Annotated in this window: 19 protein-coding genes; 14 read left to right on the forward strand and 5 right to left on the reverse strand. The window is 47.8% G+C overall.

Annotated features, from left to right (window positions below; all coding sequences use genetic code 11):
- Window positions 1-89: 89 nt before the first annotated feature.
- The 4 genes from B8880_RS01405 to sfsA all read right to left on the reverse strand — a co-directional run bounded on the left by B8880_RS01405 (window position 90) and on the right by sfsA (window position 3,521).
- Window positions 90-392 carry a hypothetical protein gene (locus B8880_RS01405; protein ID WP_084255562.1) on the reverse strand — a complete coding sequence of 101 codons (303 nt, stop codon included), beginning with the start codon at window positions 390-392 and terminating at the stop codon, window positions 90-92.
- 78 nt (window positions 393-470) lie between these two features.
- Window positions 471-674 (reverse strand): glycine zipper 2TM domain-containing protein, encoded by a 204-nt coding sequence (locus B8880_RS01410; RefSeq protein ID WP_084255564.1) that lies wholly within the window; start codon window positions 672-674, stop codon window positions 471-473.
- 171 nt (window positions 675-845) lie between these two features.
- Window positions 846-2,033, reverse strand: coding sequence for a tyrosine--tRNA ligase (gene tyrS, locus B8880_RS01415; RefSeq protein ID WP_084255566.1), 1,188 nt, complete (start codon window positions 2,031-2,033; stop codon window positions 846-848).
- A 768-nt stretch (window positions 2,034-2,801) separates the two neighbouring features.
- The gene (gene sfsA / locus B8880_RS01420) at window positions 2,802-3,521 is read right to left on the reverse strand and encodes a DNA/RNA nuclease SfsA (RefSeq protein ID WP_084255568.1); all 720 of its coding nucleotides are present in this window, start codon (window positions 3,519-3,521) and stop codon (window positions 2,802-2,804) included.
- 299 nt (window positions 3,522-3,820) lie between these two features.
- On the opposite strand from sfsA, the gene pntA reads away from it, so the two are divergent.
- The 10 genes from pntA (at window position 3,821) to B8880_RS01470 (ending at window position 11,884) form a co-directional block, all read left to right on the forward strand.
- On the forward strand, window positions 3,821-5,353 hold the full coding sequence (gene pntA / locus B8880_RS01425) for a Re/Si-specific NAD(P)(+) transhydrogenase subunit alpha (RefSeq protein ID WP_084255570.1): 1,533 nt from the start codon (window positions 3,821-3,823) through the stop codon (window positions 5,351-5,353).
- Between the two features lie 10 nt (window positions 5,354-5,363).
- Window positions 5,364-6,737 carry a Re/Si-specific NAD(P)(+) transhydrogenase subunit beta gene (gene pntB, locus B8880_RS01430; protein ID WP_084255572.1) on the forward strand — a complete coding sequence of 458 codons (1,374 nt, stop codon included), beginning with the start codon at window positions 5,364-5,366 and terminating at the stop codon, window positions 6,735-6,737.
- Between the two features lie 133 nt (window positions 6,738-6,870).
- Complete coding sequence (locus tag B8880_RS01435; protein WP_084255574.1) at window positions 6,871-7,125, forward strand: type II toxin-antitoxin system Phd/YefM family antitoxin; 255 nt, start codon at window positions 6,871-6,873, stop codon at window positions 7,123-7,125.
- Window positions 7,115-7,396, forward strand: a complete 282-nt coding sequence (locus B8880_RS01440) for a type II toxin-antitoxin system RelE family toxin (protein ID WP_084255576.1) — start codon at window positions 7,115-7,117, stop codon at window positions 7,394-7,396. Before B8880_RS01435 ends, B8880_RS01440 begins: the two co-directional genes overlap by 11 nt.
- Before the next feature lie 9 nt (window positions 7,397-7,405).
- Window positions 7,406-8,029 (forward strand): dephospho-CoA kinase, encoded by a 624-nt coding sequence (gene coaE / locus B8880_RS01445; RefSeq protein ID WP_084255578.1) that lies wholly within the window; start codon window positions 7,406-7,408, stop codon window positions 8,027-8,029.
- Window positions 8,019-8,234: a DNA gyrase inhibitor YacG gene (gene yacG, locus B8880_RS01450; protein ID WP_084255580.1), complete on the forward strand. Its 216-nt coding sequence runs from the start codon at window positions 8,019-8,021 to the stop codon at window positions 8,232-8,234. Before coaE ends, yacG begins: the two co-directional genes overlap by 11 nt.
- 11 nt (window positions 8,235-8,245) lie before the next feature.
- The gene (locus tag B8880_RS01455) at window positions 8,246-8,515 is read left to right on the forward strand and encodes a GNAT family N-acetyltransferase (protein WP_084255582.1); all 270 of its coding nucleotides are present in this window, start codon (window positions 8,246-8,248) and stop codon (window positions 8,513-8,515) included.
- A 259-nt stretch (window positions 8,516-8,774) separates the two neighbouring features.
- Window positions 8,775-9,095, forward strand: coding sequence for a ribosome-associated translation inhibitor RaiA (raiA, locus tag B8880_RS01460; protein ID WP_084255584.1), 321 nt, complete (start codon window positions 8,775-8,777; stop codon window positions 9,093-9,095).
- A gap of 127 nt (window positions 9,096-9,222) precedes the next feature.
- Window positions 9,223-10,383, forward strand: a complete 1,161-nt coding sequence (gene pheA / locus B8880_RS01465; RefSeq protein WP_084255586.1) for a prephenate dehydratase — start codon at window positions 9,223-9,225, stop codon at window positions 10,381-10,383.
- A 139-nt stretch (window positions 10,384-10,522) separates the two neighbouring features.
- A complete protein-coding gene (locus tag B8880_RS01470; protein WP_084255588.1) occupies window positions 10,523-11,884 on the forward strand; it encodes an esterase-like activity of phytase family protein in 1,362 nt (453 codons plus the stop codon).
- A 70-nt stretch (window positions 11,885-11,954) separates the two neighbouring features.
- Here B8880_RS01470 and B8880_RS01475 read toward each other — a convergent pair whose 3' ends face one another.
- Window positions 11,955-13,325, reverse strand: coding sequence for a sodium-dependent transporter (locus B8880_RS01475; protein WP_115306425.1), 1,371 nt, complete (start codon window positions 13,323-13,325; stop codon window positions 11,955-11,957).
- 286 nt (window positions 13,326-13,611) lie between these two features.
- Between B8880_RS01475 and B8880_RS01480 the strand changes: the two genes are divergently transcribed.
- Genes B8880_RS01480 through B8880_RS01495 form a run of 4 tightly spaced genes read left to right on the forward strand, consistent with a single transcriptional unit; the run spans window position 13,612 to window position 16,964 of the window.
- The gene (locus B8880_RS01480; protein ID WP_084255592.1) at window positions 13,612-14,754 is read left to right on the forward strand and encodes a 5-methyltetrahydropteroyltriglutamate--homocysteine S-methyltransferase; all 1,143 of its coding nucleotides are present in this window, start codon (window positions 13,612-13,614) and stop codon (window positions 14,752-14,754) included.
- Window positions 14,754-15,116 (forward strand): ArsC family reductase, encoded by a 363-nt coding sequence (locus B8880_RS01485; RefSeq protein ID WP_084255594.1) that lies wholly within the window; start codon window positions 14,754-14,756, stop codon window positions 15,114-15,116. Before B8880_RS01480 ends, B8880_RS01485 begins: the two co-directional genes overlap by 1 nt.
- Window positions 15,117-15,128: 12 nt before the next feature.
- A complete protein-coding gene (dapE, locus tag B8880_RS01490; protein WP_084255596.1) occupies window positions 15,129-16,259 on the forward strand; it encodes a succinyl-diaminopimelate desuccinylase in 1,131 nt (376 codons plus the stop codon).
- Between the two features lie 18 nt (window positions 16,260-16,277).
- A complete protein-coding gene (locus B8880_RS01495) occupies window positions 16,278-16,964 on the forward strand; it encodes a M15 family metallopeptidase (protein WP_244165585.1) in 687 nt (228 codons plus the stop codon).
- Window positions 16,965-17,023: the final 59 nt, after the last annotated feature.

The following is a 17,023-nucleotide window of genomic DNA, read 5'->3' on the forward strand; positions in this document are numbered from 1 at the left end:
AGCAAAATTAAACGAAACTTTAGCATATTGTATTTTAGTGTGTTATCAAAATTTTTAAAACTGCCCCCTAATATTCAACCGCACTTTCCCTACTGCGCCTTTAACAACGCCACCAATTCCGCTTCGGTTTTGCAATTTTTTACCATTTCCACTTCTTCCGGACTGAGGTGCATTAAGACTTGGTATTCCCCGTGTTTGTCGATTGCGGTGATAAATTCGCCGTCCTCCGAGCCTTTGCCGCCGTATTCGATACGTTCGCAAAAGGTCAGCATGGCTTGTTCCAAGCGTTGCGCGGCTAACGTGCGGTCGGCGATGTATTGTTCGGCTTCGCTTTCAGGGATCAGGTAAGCGTCGACTTTGACCATTTTTTGAAATTTTTGTGGCTTTTTCATAACAGATTATCCTTGATAAAAGAGGTTGGTAGCATAAAAGAAAAATAGAAAGCGGGAAGATTCCCGCTTGAATCAGGATTAGTCGATTTGGCTGCCGATCACGCCGCCCAGCGCCGCGCCGCCAAGGGTTGCGCCGGTGCTGTTGCCGATCACGTTACCGGCTACGCCGCCGACGGCTGCACCAATTGCAGTGTTTTTTTGGCGGGTGGTCATATTGGAACAACCGGCGGCAAATAAAAATGCCAAAGCCAAAATAGTTGATTTAAATGCGATTTTTTTCATATTAGCTCCTGAGTTATCGAATAAACCGTGATCAGCATAACAAAAAAATCGCTGATGTTGTATCTTTTCGTGTAAAACTATGTGAACGGAATAAGCGTGACTCGGCTTCAAATGAAGAAAAACGGCAGGGCTAATCGCTTAACCTTGCCGTTTTAATCCTGAAAATCCGGTTTATTTTACGGTCACACGGGCAAATTTGCGTTTGCCGACTTGGTAAACCGCACTTGAGGCTTGAATCATCATTTTGCTGTCTTCGACTTTCTCACCGTCGATTTTCACGCCGCCTTGTTGCACCATGCGGTTGGCTTCGGAGGTGGAGGCAACCAAGCCCGCCTCTTTCAGCAGATTCGCCAAACCGATTTCGCCTTGGAATTCAAATTCCGGCATCTCGTCCGGCATCGCGCCTTTTTGGAAACGGTTGATAAAAGTTTGTTCGGCGGCGTCGGCGTCGGCTTCGCTGTGGAAACGGGCGATGATCTCTTTCGCCAACAACACTTTCAGATCGCGTGGGTTTTTGCCGTTGGCAACCTCTTGTTTGAATTGCGCAATTTCGCTCAGTGGACGGAAAGAGAGCAGATCGTACCAACGCCACATTAACTCATCGGAAATCGACATCACTTTGCCGAACATCTCGTCCGGGGCTTCGCTGATGCCGATATAGTTGCCGAGCGATTTTGACATTTTTTTCTCGCCGTCCAAGCCTTCCAATAGCGGCAGGGTGATCGCCACTTGCGGTTTTTGTCCGGCGGATTTTTGCAGTTCGCGTCCGACCAATAGGTTGAATTTTTGGTCGGTGCCGCCCAATTCCACGTCCGCTTGCAGCGCAACCGAATCATGCCCTTGCAGCAACGGATAGATAAATTCGTGGATCGCAATCGGTTGGTTATTGGTGAAGCGTTTTTTGAAATCATCACGTTCCAACATCCGTGCAACGGTGTAATTCGAGGCAAGGCGGATCATGCCTTCGGTTCCCAATTGCCCCAACCAGTCGGAGTTAAACACGATTTTGGTTTTTTGCGGATCAAGGATTTTGAAAATTTGTTGCTTATAGGTTTCTGCGTTTGCCAGCACGTCTTCACGGGTCAGCGGCGGGCGGGTGGTGTTTTTGCCGGACGGATCGCCGACCATACCGGTGAAATCGCCGATTAAGAAATAGACTTCGTGACCTAATTGTTGGAATTGGCGCAGTTTGTTTAGGACAACGGTGTGCCCCAGATGAATATCCGGTGCGGTCGGATCCGCCCCTAATTTCACTCTTAACGGGCGGTTTTCTTTCAATTTTTCGATTAAATCGCTTTCGGAAAGCACTTCATCAACGCCGCGTTTTAACTCGGCGAGTACGGTATTTAACTCAGTCATAATTTTCTCAAGTGTGATTAAACAAACAATAAACGAATCATTATAAGCATAAAAAAGCAAATAGAAAGGGTTAAATTGGCAAAGGCAAGACTTGAATTTCGTGGTTGTGGGTTTATAATACAAGAAAGGAACGAACCTGGTACAGCTCGTTCCTTGGTTGGGTTGCTATCGTGTGATAGGGGTATCAGCAGTTAGCAACAAAATTATGATGATTATCAATAGATATTTAAACCATCGCAATCTTTTCACCTCCTTAGATCGGCATGATTAAGGGAGGATATAGCTAACCCGAGTACCAGTCGGGAAAGCTATAACATACCCGACCAACCGAGAAACATAGTAGCATAAAACCGCTGAATTATCAGCGGTTTTTGTTTTTTAAAACCTAGGATATTACGCCTTGCATAGACAAGCCATTTAGGGTTAAGTGTGAACGAGCCATTCCACCTCTCTATAAGAAAGCCGCCCCAGCGAGGCTGAATTATGCTTAACCGATTGCGACGAAGTCGCTGTCGGATATTTTGTTGATTAGACCATCAAATTTTAAGCAAAAAAAGCCTCTTATGGGCAAATAAGCATAGAGGCGTAAAATATTGGAGTTTTGTTGATTGCCCATCAAATTTTAAGCAAAAAAAAGCCTCTTGTGGGGAGAGGCGTGAAATGTTGGAGTGATTATCTAGATTTATTTATGTTCTTATCTAGTGGCGCTAATGATAATCTTTCTCATTAATATTGCATAGTGGGTTTACAATACTTTAAATTAGGACATTATATTTTTATCGGTACGGTATGGCTTAAGTGAAGTGCGGTCGGTGTGCCGTTTTCGTTGTCGTAACGGCAGGCGTAGCAGAGAATTTGTACGCCTTGCTGTTGCGCTTGTTGCAGTAGTGCGGCGTATTTGGCATCAATCTCGGCGGCAACTTGAAAAGAGCAAACGGCGCTGTGCAGGGCGGCGAAAAAGATGACCGCACTTTGCCCCTGTTGTTGCACTTGGATTAATTCACGCAGATGTTTCTGTCCGCGTTCGGTTTTGGCATCGGGGAACATGCCGACCGCACTTTTGCTGAGTAAGGTGGTGGATTTCACTTCCACATAGCAGTCGGGCAGAGTGGGGTGTTGTAATAAAAAATCAATCCGGCTGTTTTCTGCGCCGTATTTCACTTCGGCTTTCACGGTTTGATATTGCGCCAATTCGGCTATTTTGCCTTGTTGCAGGGCTTCTTGTACCAACTGATTGGCACGCACGGTGTTGACACAGACGAGATCACCGTTTGGTTTTTCGGTCAGTTCCCATGAGTGGCGGTATTTGCGTTTCAGGTTATCGGAAGTGGAATACCACACTGTATCACCTGCCTCGCCGCAGCCGGTCATTGCGCCGGTGTTGGCGCAGTGAATGGTGATAATTTCGCCGTCGGGCAGTTGAATGTCGGCAAGAAAGCGTTTGTAACGGTGGATTAAAATTGCGGATTGTAATTTTGGTAGTTGCATTTTGGACTCGGCTTTTGGTTTTGGCTTTTGGCTTTGGTATCGCATAATTGAAAATCTGAATCGCTTAAATAGCATATTCTTGTCTAAATCGGTAGGATTTTTCAAAAAATTTTCCCCATTTTGCATTGATAAATGATAAAGTTAAACCCGATTTGATTTTTGTTTTTGGACGAAGTCATTCTGGCACGGGTTGTCTGCGATCTGCGCCTGTTTTAGGGGGATAGTAGGGGTTGTTGATCTTTGTTTATAATTTGAGCTATCCAACGTTTTTAACCAGCCAATTGAGGAAGTAAACGATTATGCGAATTGGTGTACCTAGAGAACTGCTCGACAATGAAAGTCGGGTAGCGGCAACACCGAAAACCGTACAGCAGATTTTAAAGCTAGGGTTTGAGGTCGTTGTGGAACATGATGCCGGTTTTAAAGCCAGCTTTGAAGATGAGGCATTTACCGAAGCCGGCGCGACTGTCGGCACGGCAAGTGACGTTTGGAATTCTGATATTATTTTCAAAGTCAATGCGCCAACCGATGATGAAATTGCACAGATTAAAGAAGGCGCGACGTTAGTCAGCTTTATTTGGCCTGCGCAAAACCCTGAATTAGTCGAAAAACTGTCAGCGAAAAAAATCAATGTGTTGGGCATGGAATCCGTACCGCGTATCTCGCGTGCACAAGCATTAGATGCGTTAAGCTCCATGGCGAATATCGCCGGTTATCGTGCGGTGGTGGAAGCGGCGCACGAATTCGGCAGCTTCTTCACCGGACAAATCACCGCAGCTGGTAAAGTGCCTCCGGCGAAAGTGCTGGTGATCGGCGCAGGGGTTGCCGGTCTTGCCGCAATCGGTGCGGCGAACAGCTTGGGCGCAATCGTGCGTGCGTTTGACTCCCGTCCGGAAGTGAAAGAACAAGTACAAAGCATGGGCGCGTCGTTCCTCGAGATCGACTTCAAAGAAGAAGGCGGCAGCGGCGACGGTTATGCCAAAGTGATGTCCGATGAATTCAACCGCCGTGCGTTGGCGCTGTATGCCGAGCAAGCGAAAGAAGTGGATATTATCATCACTACCGCACTTATTCCGGGCAAACCGGCACCGCGTTTGATCACCAAAGAGATGGTCGAGTCGATGAAACCGGGTAGCGTGATCGTCGATTTAGCGGCGGCAACCGGCGGCAACTGCGAACTAACTAAAGCCGGCGAAGTGGTCATCACCGACAACCAAGTGAAAATTATCGGTTACACCGATTTGCCGAGCCGTTTACCGACCCAATCGTCGCAACTGTACGGCACAAACTTAGTCAACTTGTTGAAACTGTTGTGCAAAGAGAAAGACGGCAACATCAATATCGACTTTGACGATGTCATTTTGCGTGGCGTGACCATTGTGCGCGACGGCGAAGTTACTTGGCCTGCACCGCCGATTCAAGTGTCGGCACAGCCGCAACAAAAAGCAGCGGCGGCACCGGTGGCGAAAAAAGAAGAAAAACCAACCAATCCGGCAGTGAAATACGGCGTGATGGCAGGGGCGGCGATCGCATTCTTGTGGTTAGCTTCGGTTGCGCCGGCGGCGTTCTTGTCGCACTTCACGGTATTCGTGCTGGCTTGCGTGGTCGGTTATTATGTGGTTTGGAACGTCAGCCACGCTTTGCACACGCCGTTAATGGCGGTAACCAATGCGATTTCAGGCATTATTATCGTCGGTGCGTTGTTGCAAATCGGACACGGCAACGGTGTCGTGACATTCCTTTCGTTTATTGCGGTGTTAGTCGCCAGCATCAATATTTTTGGCGGCTTCAAAGTCACACAACGTATGTTAGCAATGTTTAGAAAAGGTTAAGGAGAAAAGAATGTCTGCAGGTTTTGTACAAGCCGCTTATATTGTAGCAGCGCTACTGTTTATTATGAGCTTGGCCGGTCTTTCTAAACATGAAACGGCAAAAGCAGGTTGTTGGTACGGCATCGTCGGTATGGCGATTGCGTTGGTGGCAACCATTTTCGGTCCGGAAACGCAAGGGCACTGGTGGATCATCATCGCGATGGTGATCGGTGCGGTGTTGGGGATCCAACGTGCGCTGAAAGTTGAAATGACCGAAATGCCGGAACTGGTAGCAATTTTGCACAGCTTCGTTGGTTTGGCGGCGGTGTTGGTCGGCTTCAACAGCTATTTCGCCCCGCACGGCGTGATGGATTCGGTGATGCAGAATATCCACGATGTCGAAGTCTTTTTAGGAATCTTTATCGGTGCGGTGACGTTCACCGGTTCGATTGTGGCATTCGGCAAATTGCGCGGCATCATCAACTCAAAAGCCCTTGCCTTGCCACATCGCCATAAATTGAACTTGGCAGCGGTGGTGGTTTCGGTATTGCTGATGATGACGTTTGTCGGCGACGCCAGTCTGTTCCCGTTAATTCTGATGACGATTATTGCGTTAGCATTCGGTTGGCATTTGGTTGCTTCAATCGGCGGTGCGGATATGCCGGTGGTGGTGTCGATGCTGAACTCCTATTCCGGTTGGGCGGCTGCGGCGGCAGGTTTCATGTTAAGCAACGACCTGTTAATCGTTACCGGTGCGTTGGTCGGTTCTTCCGGTGCGATTCTGTCTTACATTATGTGTAAAGCGATGAACCGCTCTTTCATCAGCGTGATCGCCGGCGGTTTTGGTAACGATGTGCAAGTCAGCTCCGATGAAGAGCAAGGCGAACACCGTGAAACCAGCGCCGAAGAAGTGGCAGAAATGTTGAAAAATGCCAGCTCGGTCATCATCACCCCGGGATACGGCATGGCGGTGGCGCAAGCGCAATATCCGGTGGCGGAAATCACCCAGAAATTGCGTGACAAAGGCGTGAACGTGCGCTTCGGTATCCACCCTGTCGCAGGGCGTTTGCCGGGTCACATGAATGTATTATTGGCGGAAGCGAAAGTGCCTTATGACGTGGTGCTGGAAATGGACGAAATCAACGAAGATTTCTCAGAAACCGATGTCGTGTTGGTTATCGGTGCTAACGACACCGTCAATCCGGCGGCGTTAGACGATCCGAACAGCCCAATCGCAGGAATGCCGGTTCTGGAAGTATGGAAAGCGCAAAACGTGATCGTCTTCAAACGTTCTATGGCAGTAGGTTATGCCGGCGTGCAAAATCCACTGTTCTTCAAAGACAACACCCAAATGTTGTTCGGCGATGCCAAAGAACGCGTGGACGATATTTTGAAAGCGTTGTAGTTCCTATTTTGGATTGAAATCGAACCTGCTGTTGCTGACAGCAGGTTTTTTTATATTCAAAAGTGCGGTTTAAAGTGTTGTTAAAAGATTTTTATTAGTGCTATATTAGTTTTAGTATTATTAGGAGGACATTATGGCTGTACATCAAATTTTAACCAATACTGTCGCCAGTATTACCGATCTCAAAAAAAATCCGATGGGGACGGTCGCTGCAAGTGATAGTGGCGCGATAGCAATTTTAAATCGCAACGAACCGGCATTTTATTGTGTAACGCCTGCGTTATTTGAATATTTTCAAGAAATGTTGGAAGATAAAAATTTAAACCGAATTGCAGATGAACGCTTGAAAACATTAGATGTAATAAAGGTTTCGCTTGATGAGCTATGAATTAACCTTTGATAAACGTGCGTTAAAAGAGTGGCGTAAACTCGGTGAGACGGTGAAAGCGCAATTCAAAAAGAAACTGGCGGAGAGATTGATCGCACCGCACGTTATGAACGATAAGTTATCTGGTTATTCAGCACGTTACAAAATTAAATTGCGCACTTCAGGTTATCGTTTGGTGTATGAAGTGAATGATAATACGATTACGGTGCTGGTCTTGGCGATTGGTAAACGTGAAGGCGCAGAAGTGTATAAAACAGCAGAGAAACGTTAGGAATAACAAATGACCTATATCATAGGCTTAACTGGCGGGATTGGCAGCGGTAAAAGCACAATCGCCAATCTGTTTGCCGAGTTGGGCGTACCGATTATTGATGCCGATATTGTGGCGCGCGAGGTGGTGGCGAAAGGCTCACCGCACTTGGCGCAGATTGCCGCGTATTTCGGCGAACAAGTGATTACGCCGCAAGGCGAGCTGGATCGGGCGGCATTGCGTCAGATAGTATTTAACGATAAGCAGAAAACCGCATGGTTAAACGGTTTGTTGCACCCTGCCATTCGCGAACGAATGTTGGCGCAGTTGGCGCAGCAGCGCGCGCCTTATGTGCTATGGGTCGTGCCGCTGCTGATTGAAAACCGGCTGACCGAGTATTGCGATCGAGTGTTGGTGGTGGACGTGAGCGAAGCGATCCAGTTGCAAAGAGCGGTGCGGCGTGATAAAAACCGCACTGAACAGATTAAAAACATTATGCAGGCGCAGGTCAGCCGCGAACAGCGTTTGGCACAAGCCGATGATGTGATCAATAATGACCGCACGTTGTCCGCAGCGGCAAGCGATTTGCGGGCGCAAGTTCTCAAATTGCATCAACATTACTTAGCTTTAGCAGGAAAAAAACATGAAAAATGAGATCACCCGTGTTCCTTGCCCGATCTGCCATAAAGCGGTCGAGTGGAGCGAAAACAGCCCGTTTCGACCGTTTTGCAGCAAACGCTGCCAATTGATTGATCTGGGCGAGTGGGCGAATGAAGAAAAAGCCATTTCCGCCGGCAGTGCTGATTTTGCCACCGACGATACGTTCAGCAACGACGGGCAGGATTGGGTCAAACATTAAGGGAGATTGTGATGAAAATTGAACGGCAACACCATACGCAAGGCGGCGCGTTTTTTATCGAGCAGGACGGCGTGCGCATCGCCGAATTGGCATACCGCACTTTAACTGAAAATACGCTTGATGCGCATCATACCCATGTTGATCCTTCGCTACGCGGACAAGGCGTGGCGGATAAACTGTATCGCGCGTTTATGGATTTTGTCGATCAAAACGGCTATCGGGTGAAACCGAGCTGCAGTTATATTGAAAGCAAAATGCGACGTGAAAAACGACTTGGTTGAGCAGAAAAATTGAATAAAAATAAGCAGTTATTTGAAGCGGTGAAAGATTACTATCCTGATTATCATAACAACTTTAACGCAAAATAAAAGGGAAATTATCCGATTTTTTGCCCTATGCCTATTTTTTGATAAATTGTGTTACAAAACAAAGAAAAAGGCTTGAAATCTGCCGATAGTAGGACTATGTTGTAACCAAAGCCAAATGGATTTTTCTTGAGTGTCAACACTCGGCAACCTACCTAAACAAGAGGTAAATACTATGACAGTAAAAATTACAAGCAAACAAATGGAAATTACCCCTGCAATCCGCGCCCATGTCGAAGAGCGCCTCGCCAAACTGGAAAAGTGGCAAACACAGTTGATTAATCCGCACTTTATTTTGAACAAACTACCGCAAGGCTTTTCTGCCGAAGCCTCGATCGGCACACCGTTAGGCGATCTTTTCGCCAGTGCGGAAGGTGAAGATATGTACAAAACCATTAATGATCTGGAAGAAAAACTGGAGCGTCAATTAAATAAATTACAGCACAAAGGCGAAGCGCGTCGCGCCAATGAAAGATTAAAAGATTCTTTTGAATAATATTGCGTTGCATAAGCGCAATAATCGATTCAACCCGGCAAAAAAGCCGGGTTTTTTTCGCACCGAACTTGAGAAAAACCCCGTTACTACATAGAATGGAGAAAAAGATGAAGGAACTGAAAAGCCCATGCCGAAAGATTTGAACGAAATCCGCCAACAAATTACCCAACTTGATCGTAACTTGCTGAAATTATTATCCGAACGTCATCGCTTGGCTTATGATGTGGTGCGCAGCAAAGAAGAGAGCAAAAAACCGTTGCGTGATGTCAATCGCGAGCAACAACTGCTGCAAGAGCTGATTCATTTTGCCGAAGCGCAAAATTATCAGTTAGAACCGCAATATATCACCCAAATTTTCCAAAAAATTATCGAAGATTCGGTGCTGACGCAACAGGCGTATTTACAGAATAAACTTAACGAGCAGCGTGAAAACAGTATCAGCATTGCCTTTTTAGGCGTGCGCGGTTCTTATTCCAATTTGGCGGCGCGTCAGTATGCCGAGCGCTATAAAAAACAGTTGCTTGAATTGAGCAGTGACAGCTTTCAGCAAATTTTTGACAAAGTGGAAAACGGCGACGCGGATTTCGGCATTTTACCGTTGGAAAACACCACCTCCGGCGCAATTAACGATGTGTATGATCTGCTGCAACACACCCAATTATCCATTGTCGGCGAACTGACCTATCCGATCAAACATTGTGTTTTGGTTGCCGGCGAAACCGCACTTGAGCAGATCGACACGTTGTACAGTCACCCGCAAGTGATTGCCCAATGCAGTCAATTTATCCAACAACTGGAACGGGTGCATATCAACTATTGCGAAAGCAGCTCGCACGCCATGCAGTTGGTGTCGCAACTGAATAAACCGAATATTGCGGCGTTGGGCAATGCCGACGGCGGTAAGTTGTACGGTTTGCGTGTGCTGAAAACCGAGATTGCCAACCAAGCGAACAACATCACCCGTTTTATCGTGATCGCCAAAAAAGCGATTGCGGTTTCGCCGCAATTACAGACCAAAACTCTGCTGTTGATGAGCACCGAACAAAAAGCCGGTGCTTTGGTTGATGCCTTGCTAGTGTTTAAAAATCACGGGATTCAAATGAGCAAACTGGAATCGCGCCCGATTTATGGTCGTCCGTGGGAAGAGATGTTTTATCTGGAGATCGAAGCCAACATTAACGATCCGCAAACCCAAACCGCACTTGACGAGTTAAAACAGGTCAGCACCTACCTCAAAATTCTCGGCTGCTATCCCAGTGAAATTGTGCAACCGGTTGATCCGGTATAGTCTTTGCTTTCAGTCAAAGTGCGGTTGCTTGACCGCACTTTTGCTTTTTGGCGGCAGTCATATTTCTGTCATATAAATCACCTAAAATGATGTGGAATTTGCTTCAATTCGCATTAAATTTAAAAAGGGAGATTAGAAAATGGCAGTAAAAAATAACCATAAGCTGAGTGTAACCGCACTTTTAACATTGGGTCTGGCGCAAGCTGCAATCGCTGCACAGGAATATCCGGCAGTGTTGGCGGGTCATGTGGTTTTGCCGGCGGAAACGTTTGTGACTGCGCCGGACGATGCGCCGAACAGTCTTAAACATAGCGGTAAGTTCACTACCGGCAAGCGTAATGAAACACTGCGCAGTATCGAGGGCTTGTCCGACGGACGTCCGACCGGCGTTTCGTTGCCGTTTGACGGCCAGCCGCTGCAAGGGCACTCCGGAATCAAGCGTATGGCGGACGGCAGTTATTGGGTATTGATCGACAACGGTGCCGGTTCAAAAGCCAATTCGCCGGATTTCATGCTGTATCTGACCCAGTATGACGTGGATTTTGCCAATGATAAATTCGAGCCGAAGAAAACGATTTTCCTGCACGATCCGGATAAAAAAATTCCGTTTCATATTGTCAATGAGGCGACTGATAAACGTTATCTGACCGGTGCGGATCTCGATCCGGAAAGTTTCCAAATTGTGGATAATACGATTTGGATCGGCGAAGAGTTCGGTCCTTATTTGATCCAAACCGATATGGACGGCAAGGTGTTGAATTGGTATGAAACCCAAGTTGACGGCAAATTGGTGCGCTCGCCGGATCATTTCACTCAACGTTTGCCGGGCACGCCGAATGATAAAGTCAGCTTTGAAGTAAAACGTTCCAAAGGATTCGAAGGCATGGCGGCGGCAGCGGACGGCAGCAAGCTGTATCCGCTCTTGGAAGGCGTGCTGTGGAATGCGGCAGCGAACAATTATGAAAATGACGGCGGTAAAGAATACTTGCGGATTTTAGAATTCGATCCGCAGCAAAAAGCATGGACAGGCAATTTTTGGAAATATCCGCTGGAAGCCAATCATCATGCAATCGGCGATTTCAATATGATTGATGCCAATCGGGCGCTGATTATCGAGCGTGATAACGGCGAGGGCGTGGCGGAACAAGCCTGTACCGCCGAAGCGAAAGACAAAACAGCCTGTTTCTCTAACCTGCCGCAATTCAAACGGGTCTATCTGGTTAAGTTCGATCAAACTAATTATGGACAAAACGTGGAAAAATTGGGTTATATTGATTTGCTGAAGATTCAAGATCCGAACAACATGGCGAAAAAGCCGTTGAGCCAAGGGGTGTTCACTTTTCCGTTTTTCACCATTGAAAATGTGGATCTGGTGGATAATGAGCATATTATCGTTGGTAATGATAACAATCTGCCGTTCTCCAGCAGCCGCGATCCGAATAAGGCTGATGATAACGAATTGATTTTGCTGAATGTGAAAGCGCTGTTGCAGCAAAAATAGTGTCGCCGGCGAGAAGTCGAAAAACAGCAGGTCGGGCATATTGCACCGACCTGATTTCTTTGTTTTCCGGTTAAAGATTACCGATGAATATCGAGATGATCACCAGCGGAACAAAGTATTTCACATAGTTAAACCACAGATTGGCAAATTTGGAGTTGCTGTTGGCGGTCAATTCCTGCTTGGCTTCGTCTTTCATCACGAAACCGACGAAAAGCGCACAGCCAAGTGCGGTCAGCATAAACAGAATGTTGCCGCTGAAATAATCGAACGCATCAAAAATATTACGGCCGAAAATAGTCACTTCCGCCCAAGGGCCGTAACTTAAAATCGACGGCAGGTTGCCAAACAGATAAATGCCGCCCAACACCAAAATAATCACTTTACGGCGGTTCATACGGGTTTTTTCCTGAAGTGCGGTGATCAGCACTTCATAAATCGTCAGCGAGGTGGTCAAGGCGGCAACCAGCAGCAGTGAGAAGAAAATCACGGCAAAGAATTCGCCTGCCCATAAATGGGAAAAGACGATCGGCAGGCTTTGGAACACCAACGTCGGGCCGGAATCCGGCGCAACGCCGAAACTGAATAACGACGGGAAAATCATAAAACCGGCAAGGACGGCGATCAAGGTGTTGGTGAAGCCGGTGATGACGGCGGTTTGCACCAGATTTTCACCTTTTTTCAGATAGCTGGACAGCGTAATAATCACGCCGAAGCCCAAACTCAACGCGAAAAAGACTTGCCCCAACACAAACATAAACAACTGCGGCGTGATTTTGCTGAAATCCGGTTGCAGATAGAAACGAATGCCTTCCGCTGCACCGGGCAGGGTGACGTTGCGGATCACCATACAGATTAAAAACACAAACAGCAGCGGCATCAGATATTTGACCGCTCTTTCGATGCCGCCGATCACACCTTTGACCAAAATAATATAATTGATCAGCACAAACAGCAGCGTATACAGGCTGATCATCAGCGGATTGCCGTTAATGCTGGACTCAAAAAATTGTGCGGTGATCTCTTTGCTGATCGGTTCGGACAACACCAAGCCGCCGTTAAAGATACTGATAATATAGTTGATCACCCATCCGCCGAGCACCATGTAATACGCCATAATACAGAACGCACCGAGCATGCCCAAATAGCCGAGCCATTTCCACGCCGGTGAAATCCGCTTGCCGTTAACCGTGCCGGCGAAAGAGTCAATCGCGTTGACCCGAATACGGCGGCCGATCACGTTTTCCACCAAAATCATCGGAATGCCGATTACGATCATGGCGATACAAAACAGCAACACATAAGCGCCGCCGCCGTTTTCACCGACCAAATAAGGAAAACGCCAAGTTGCACCGAAACCGACCGTTGCACCGGCAACCGTCATAATATAAGTGAGGCGGCTTGACCAGGTTTGTCTTTCCTGAGTTGACCGCTCTTGTGTCATGTTTGTCATAGTGAACCTAAGTGTGCTGGAGCTTCCTGACCATTCGATTTACGGGCGCTTTTCGCCCCTGAAAACGCATTTGCTGCGTTTTTTGCCTTGCATCTGCGTTTTCAGGAACAAAAATCTTCTCATAAATGAATTGTCAGGACGCCCTAAGAGAAAGTTAAAATTAAGATCAAAGCGGCATTTTGTAGCACACCTTGCAGACAATGTAAATCATTCTGCACAAAAGCGCTAAATTTGCTATTATCTTGCGTTACTTCAATGGCTAAAAATAGGAAAAAGCATGAGCAAATTATTTGAAAACGCCCAACCGCGCACCAAAGCCCCTTTCCGTTACGATATTGTCGGCAGTTTTTTACGCCCTGAAAATTTAAAGCAGGCGCGTGCGCAATGCAGCTGTGGTGAGATGAGCCACGCCGATTTAACCCAAATCGAAGATGCGGAAATTGCCAAATTGGTTGAACAACAAAAAGCGGTCGGTTTGCACGCAGTCACCGACGGGGAATTCCGCCGTACCTTTTGGCATATGGATTTCTTGGCGGCGTTGGATGGCGTGCAGGAAGTGGAGGCGGAAAAATTTTCGGTGCAGTTTAAAGATAAAGACGTGCGCCCGAAAACCTTGAAAATCGTGGATAAAATCGATTTTTCCGCTCACCCGTTTTTAGAACACTACCGCACTTTGCAACAGATCGCCGGCGATTTTCCGGTGAAATACACTATTCCGTCGCCAAGTATGCTGCATTTGATCTGCTGCGTGCGTGCTACCGATTATCAGCCGATTGCGCGCTATCAAGACAATAACGAACAGCTGTTGGCGGATATTGCCGCGGCGTATAAAAAAGCGATTCGGGCGTTTTATGATTTGGGCTGCCGCAACTTGCAACTGGACGATACCAGTTGGGGCGAGTTCTGCTCGGCAGAAAAACGTGCAGCGTATGCCGCACGCGGTTTCGATGTCGATCAAATCGGGCGTGATTACGTCAAGATGATCAACGCCGCGATTGCCGATCGTCCGGCGGATATGGCGATCACCATGCACATTTGCCGTGGCAATTTCCGTTCCACTTGGTTCTCCTCTGGCGGATATGAGCCGGTGGCGGAGATTTTATTCGGCAACTGCAACGTGGACGGCTTTTTCCTCGAATACGACAATGACCGTTCCGGCGATTTCAAACCGTTGCGTTTCATCAAGGATCAGCAGGTGATTTTAGGGCTGGTCACGTCAAAGAGCGGTGAGTTGGAAGATAAAAACACCATTATCGAACGGATTAAAGAAGCGGCGCAGTATGTGGACATCAACCAACTGGGCTTAAGTCCGCAGTGCGGTTTTGCTTCGACCGAAGAGGGCAATATTCTGACCGAGCAACAGCAATGGGACAAACTGAATTTCATCCGTGAAATCAGCGAAGAAGTGTGGGGTAAATAATGGTGACGGTTTACGGCATTAAAAATTGCGATACGGTGAAAAAAACCTTGGCATGGTTGGCGGCAAATAATGTGGCGGCAAAACTGCACGATTATCGGGCGGACGGGATTGATTTGGCTTATCTGCAACAGGTGGAGCAGCTATTCGGCTGGCAGGAGCTAGTCAATAAACGCAGCACCACTTGGCGCAATCTGGATCAGGCAGTCAAAGACGGTTTAAATCAACAGACCGCACTTGCGTTGCTGTTAGAGCAACCGACCTTGATTAAACGCCCGATTGTATTGGACGGTGCGCAGCCGTTAATCGGCTTTAACGCCAAGCAGTATGAAAATGTGTTCAATTCCAATGTGTGCAATGGGTAAAAGTGCGGTCAGATGAAACAGACAATTATCGAATTAGCGCAGGATCTGATCCGCCGTCCGTCAATCAGCCCGCAAGATCTGGGCTGTCAGCAGGTGATCGCCGAACGTTTGGCAGCCGTCGGCTTTACCATCGAGTGGCTGCCGTTTAACGATACCTTGAATTTATGGGCGCGTCGCGGCACGCAAAGCCCGTGTATCGCCTTTGCCGGACACACCGATGTCGTGCCGGTGGGCGAGGAGAAAAACTGGCAATATCCGCCGTTTGCCGCCGAAATTGTCGGTGATATGCTGTACGGACGCGGCGCGGCGGATATGAAAGGATCGCTGGCGGCAATGGTTATCGCAGCGGAAGAGTATGTCAAAGCCAATCCGGATCATGCGGGCAGCATCGCCTTTTTAATCACTTCTGACGAAGAAGCGGCGGCGACCGACGGCACGGTGCGCGTGGTCGAAACCTTAATTGCGCGCGGCGAACAAGTGGATTTTTGTATGGTCGGTGAGCCGTCAAGTGCGGTCAAATTGGGTGATACGATTAAAAACGGCCGGCGCGGTTCGATTACCGCCAATCTCACGATTCAAGGCATTCAAGGACACGTTGCTTATCCGCACTTGGCAGAAAATCCGGTGCATAAATCCCTTGCCATGCTTGATGAATTGGTGAACGTCGAATGGGATCGTGGCAATGACTTTTTTCCGCCGACCACCTTGCAAATCGCCAACATTAACGCCGGAACCGGTAGCAATAACGTGATTCCGGGCGAATTGTTTGTGCAGTTCAACCTGCGTTTTTCCACCGAAATGACGCCTGAGTTGATTAAGCGGCAGGTGGCGGATCTGTTGGCAAAATACGGGTTGCAATATCGCTTAGAATGGAATCTGTCTGGCTTGCCGTTTGTCACCGAGCAGGGCGAATTTATTCAGGCGGTAAAAAGTGCGGTGCGCCAACACTTGCAAATTGAACCGAAATTGGATACCGGCGGCGGCACGTCCGACGGGCGTTTTATCGCGCAGATGGGTACGCAGGTGGTCGAGCTGGGGCCGCTCAATGCCACGATTCATAAAGTTGACGAATGTGTCAGTTGCGACGCACTGCACCGTTTGGGTTTGGTGCACCGTCAGTTGCTGCAAAATTTACTCGGTTAAGCCGGAAAAGAGGGCGTAATGGCGAATTTTCAATTTACCGATCAGATGCTGACGGGCAAAACCGAGACGCATTTAATTCCGTTGGCGTCGCCGTATGCCACGCACCACCGACTGCATGCCGATGCACACCGTGCTTTTTGCGCCTTGCAACAAAGTGCGGTCAACGCCGGTTTTGATCTACAGCCTGCCAGCAGTTTCCGTGATTTCAAACGCCAGCAGCAGATTTGGAACGGCAAGTTTTTGTGTCAGCGCAAAGTGCATGATGATCAAGGTCAGGCACTGGATCTCAGTTGTCTGGACGACTGGCAAAAAGCGCAGGCGATTTTGCGCTGGTCGGCGTTGCCCGGTGCCAGCCGTCATCACTGGGGCAGTGAGATCGATATTTACGATCCGAGCTTGCTGCCGACAGGGCAGACACTGCAATTAGAGCCGTGGGAATATGAAGCGCAAGGCTATTTTTATGAACTGGCGCAGTGGCTGGCACAAGCGCTACCGCACTTTGATTTTACCTTGCCGTTTAGCGCCGCTTCACATTTGGAAATCGGGCGTGAGCCTTGGCACATTAGCTATCAGCCGCTTGCCGAGCAAGCCAAAGTGCGGTTTAGTGCCGAAATTTTGCTGCACAGTTGGAAAGATGAAGAGATTCAAGGTGTTGAGCTGTTGAGAGAAAAAATCCCAGAGATTTTCACTCGTTTTATTAAATAATTGTTATCAGGCGCTTCTATTTATTTTTCATTATTAAAAAAATGTGATCCAGCTTTTAT

This window comes from Pasteurella testudinis DSM 23072, assembly GCF_900176075.1.
Classification (GTDB): Bacteria; Pseudomonadota; Gammaproteobacteria; order Enterobacterales; family Pasteurellaceae; genus Chelonobacter; species Chelonobacter testudinis.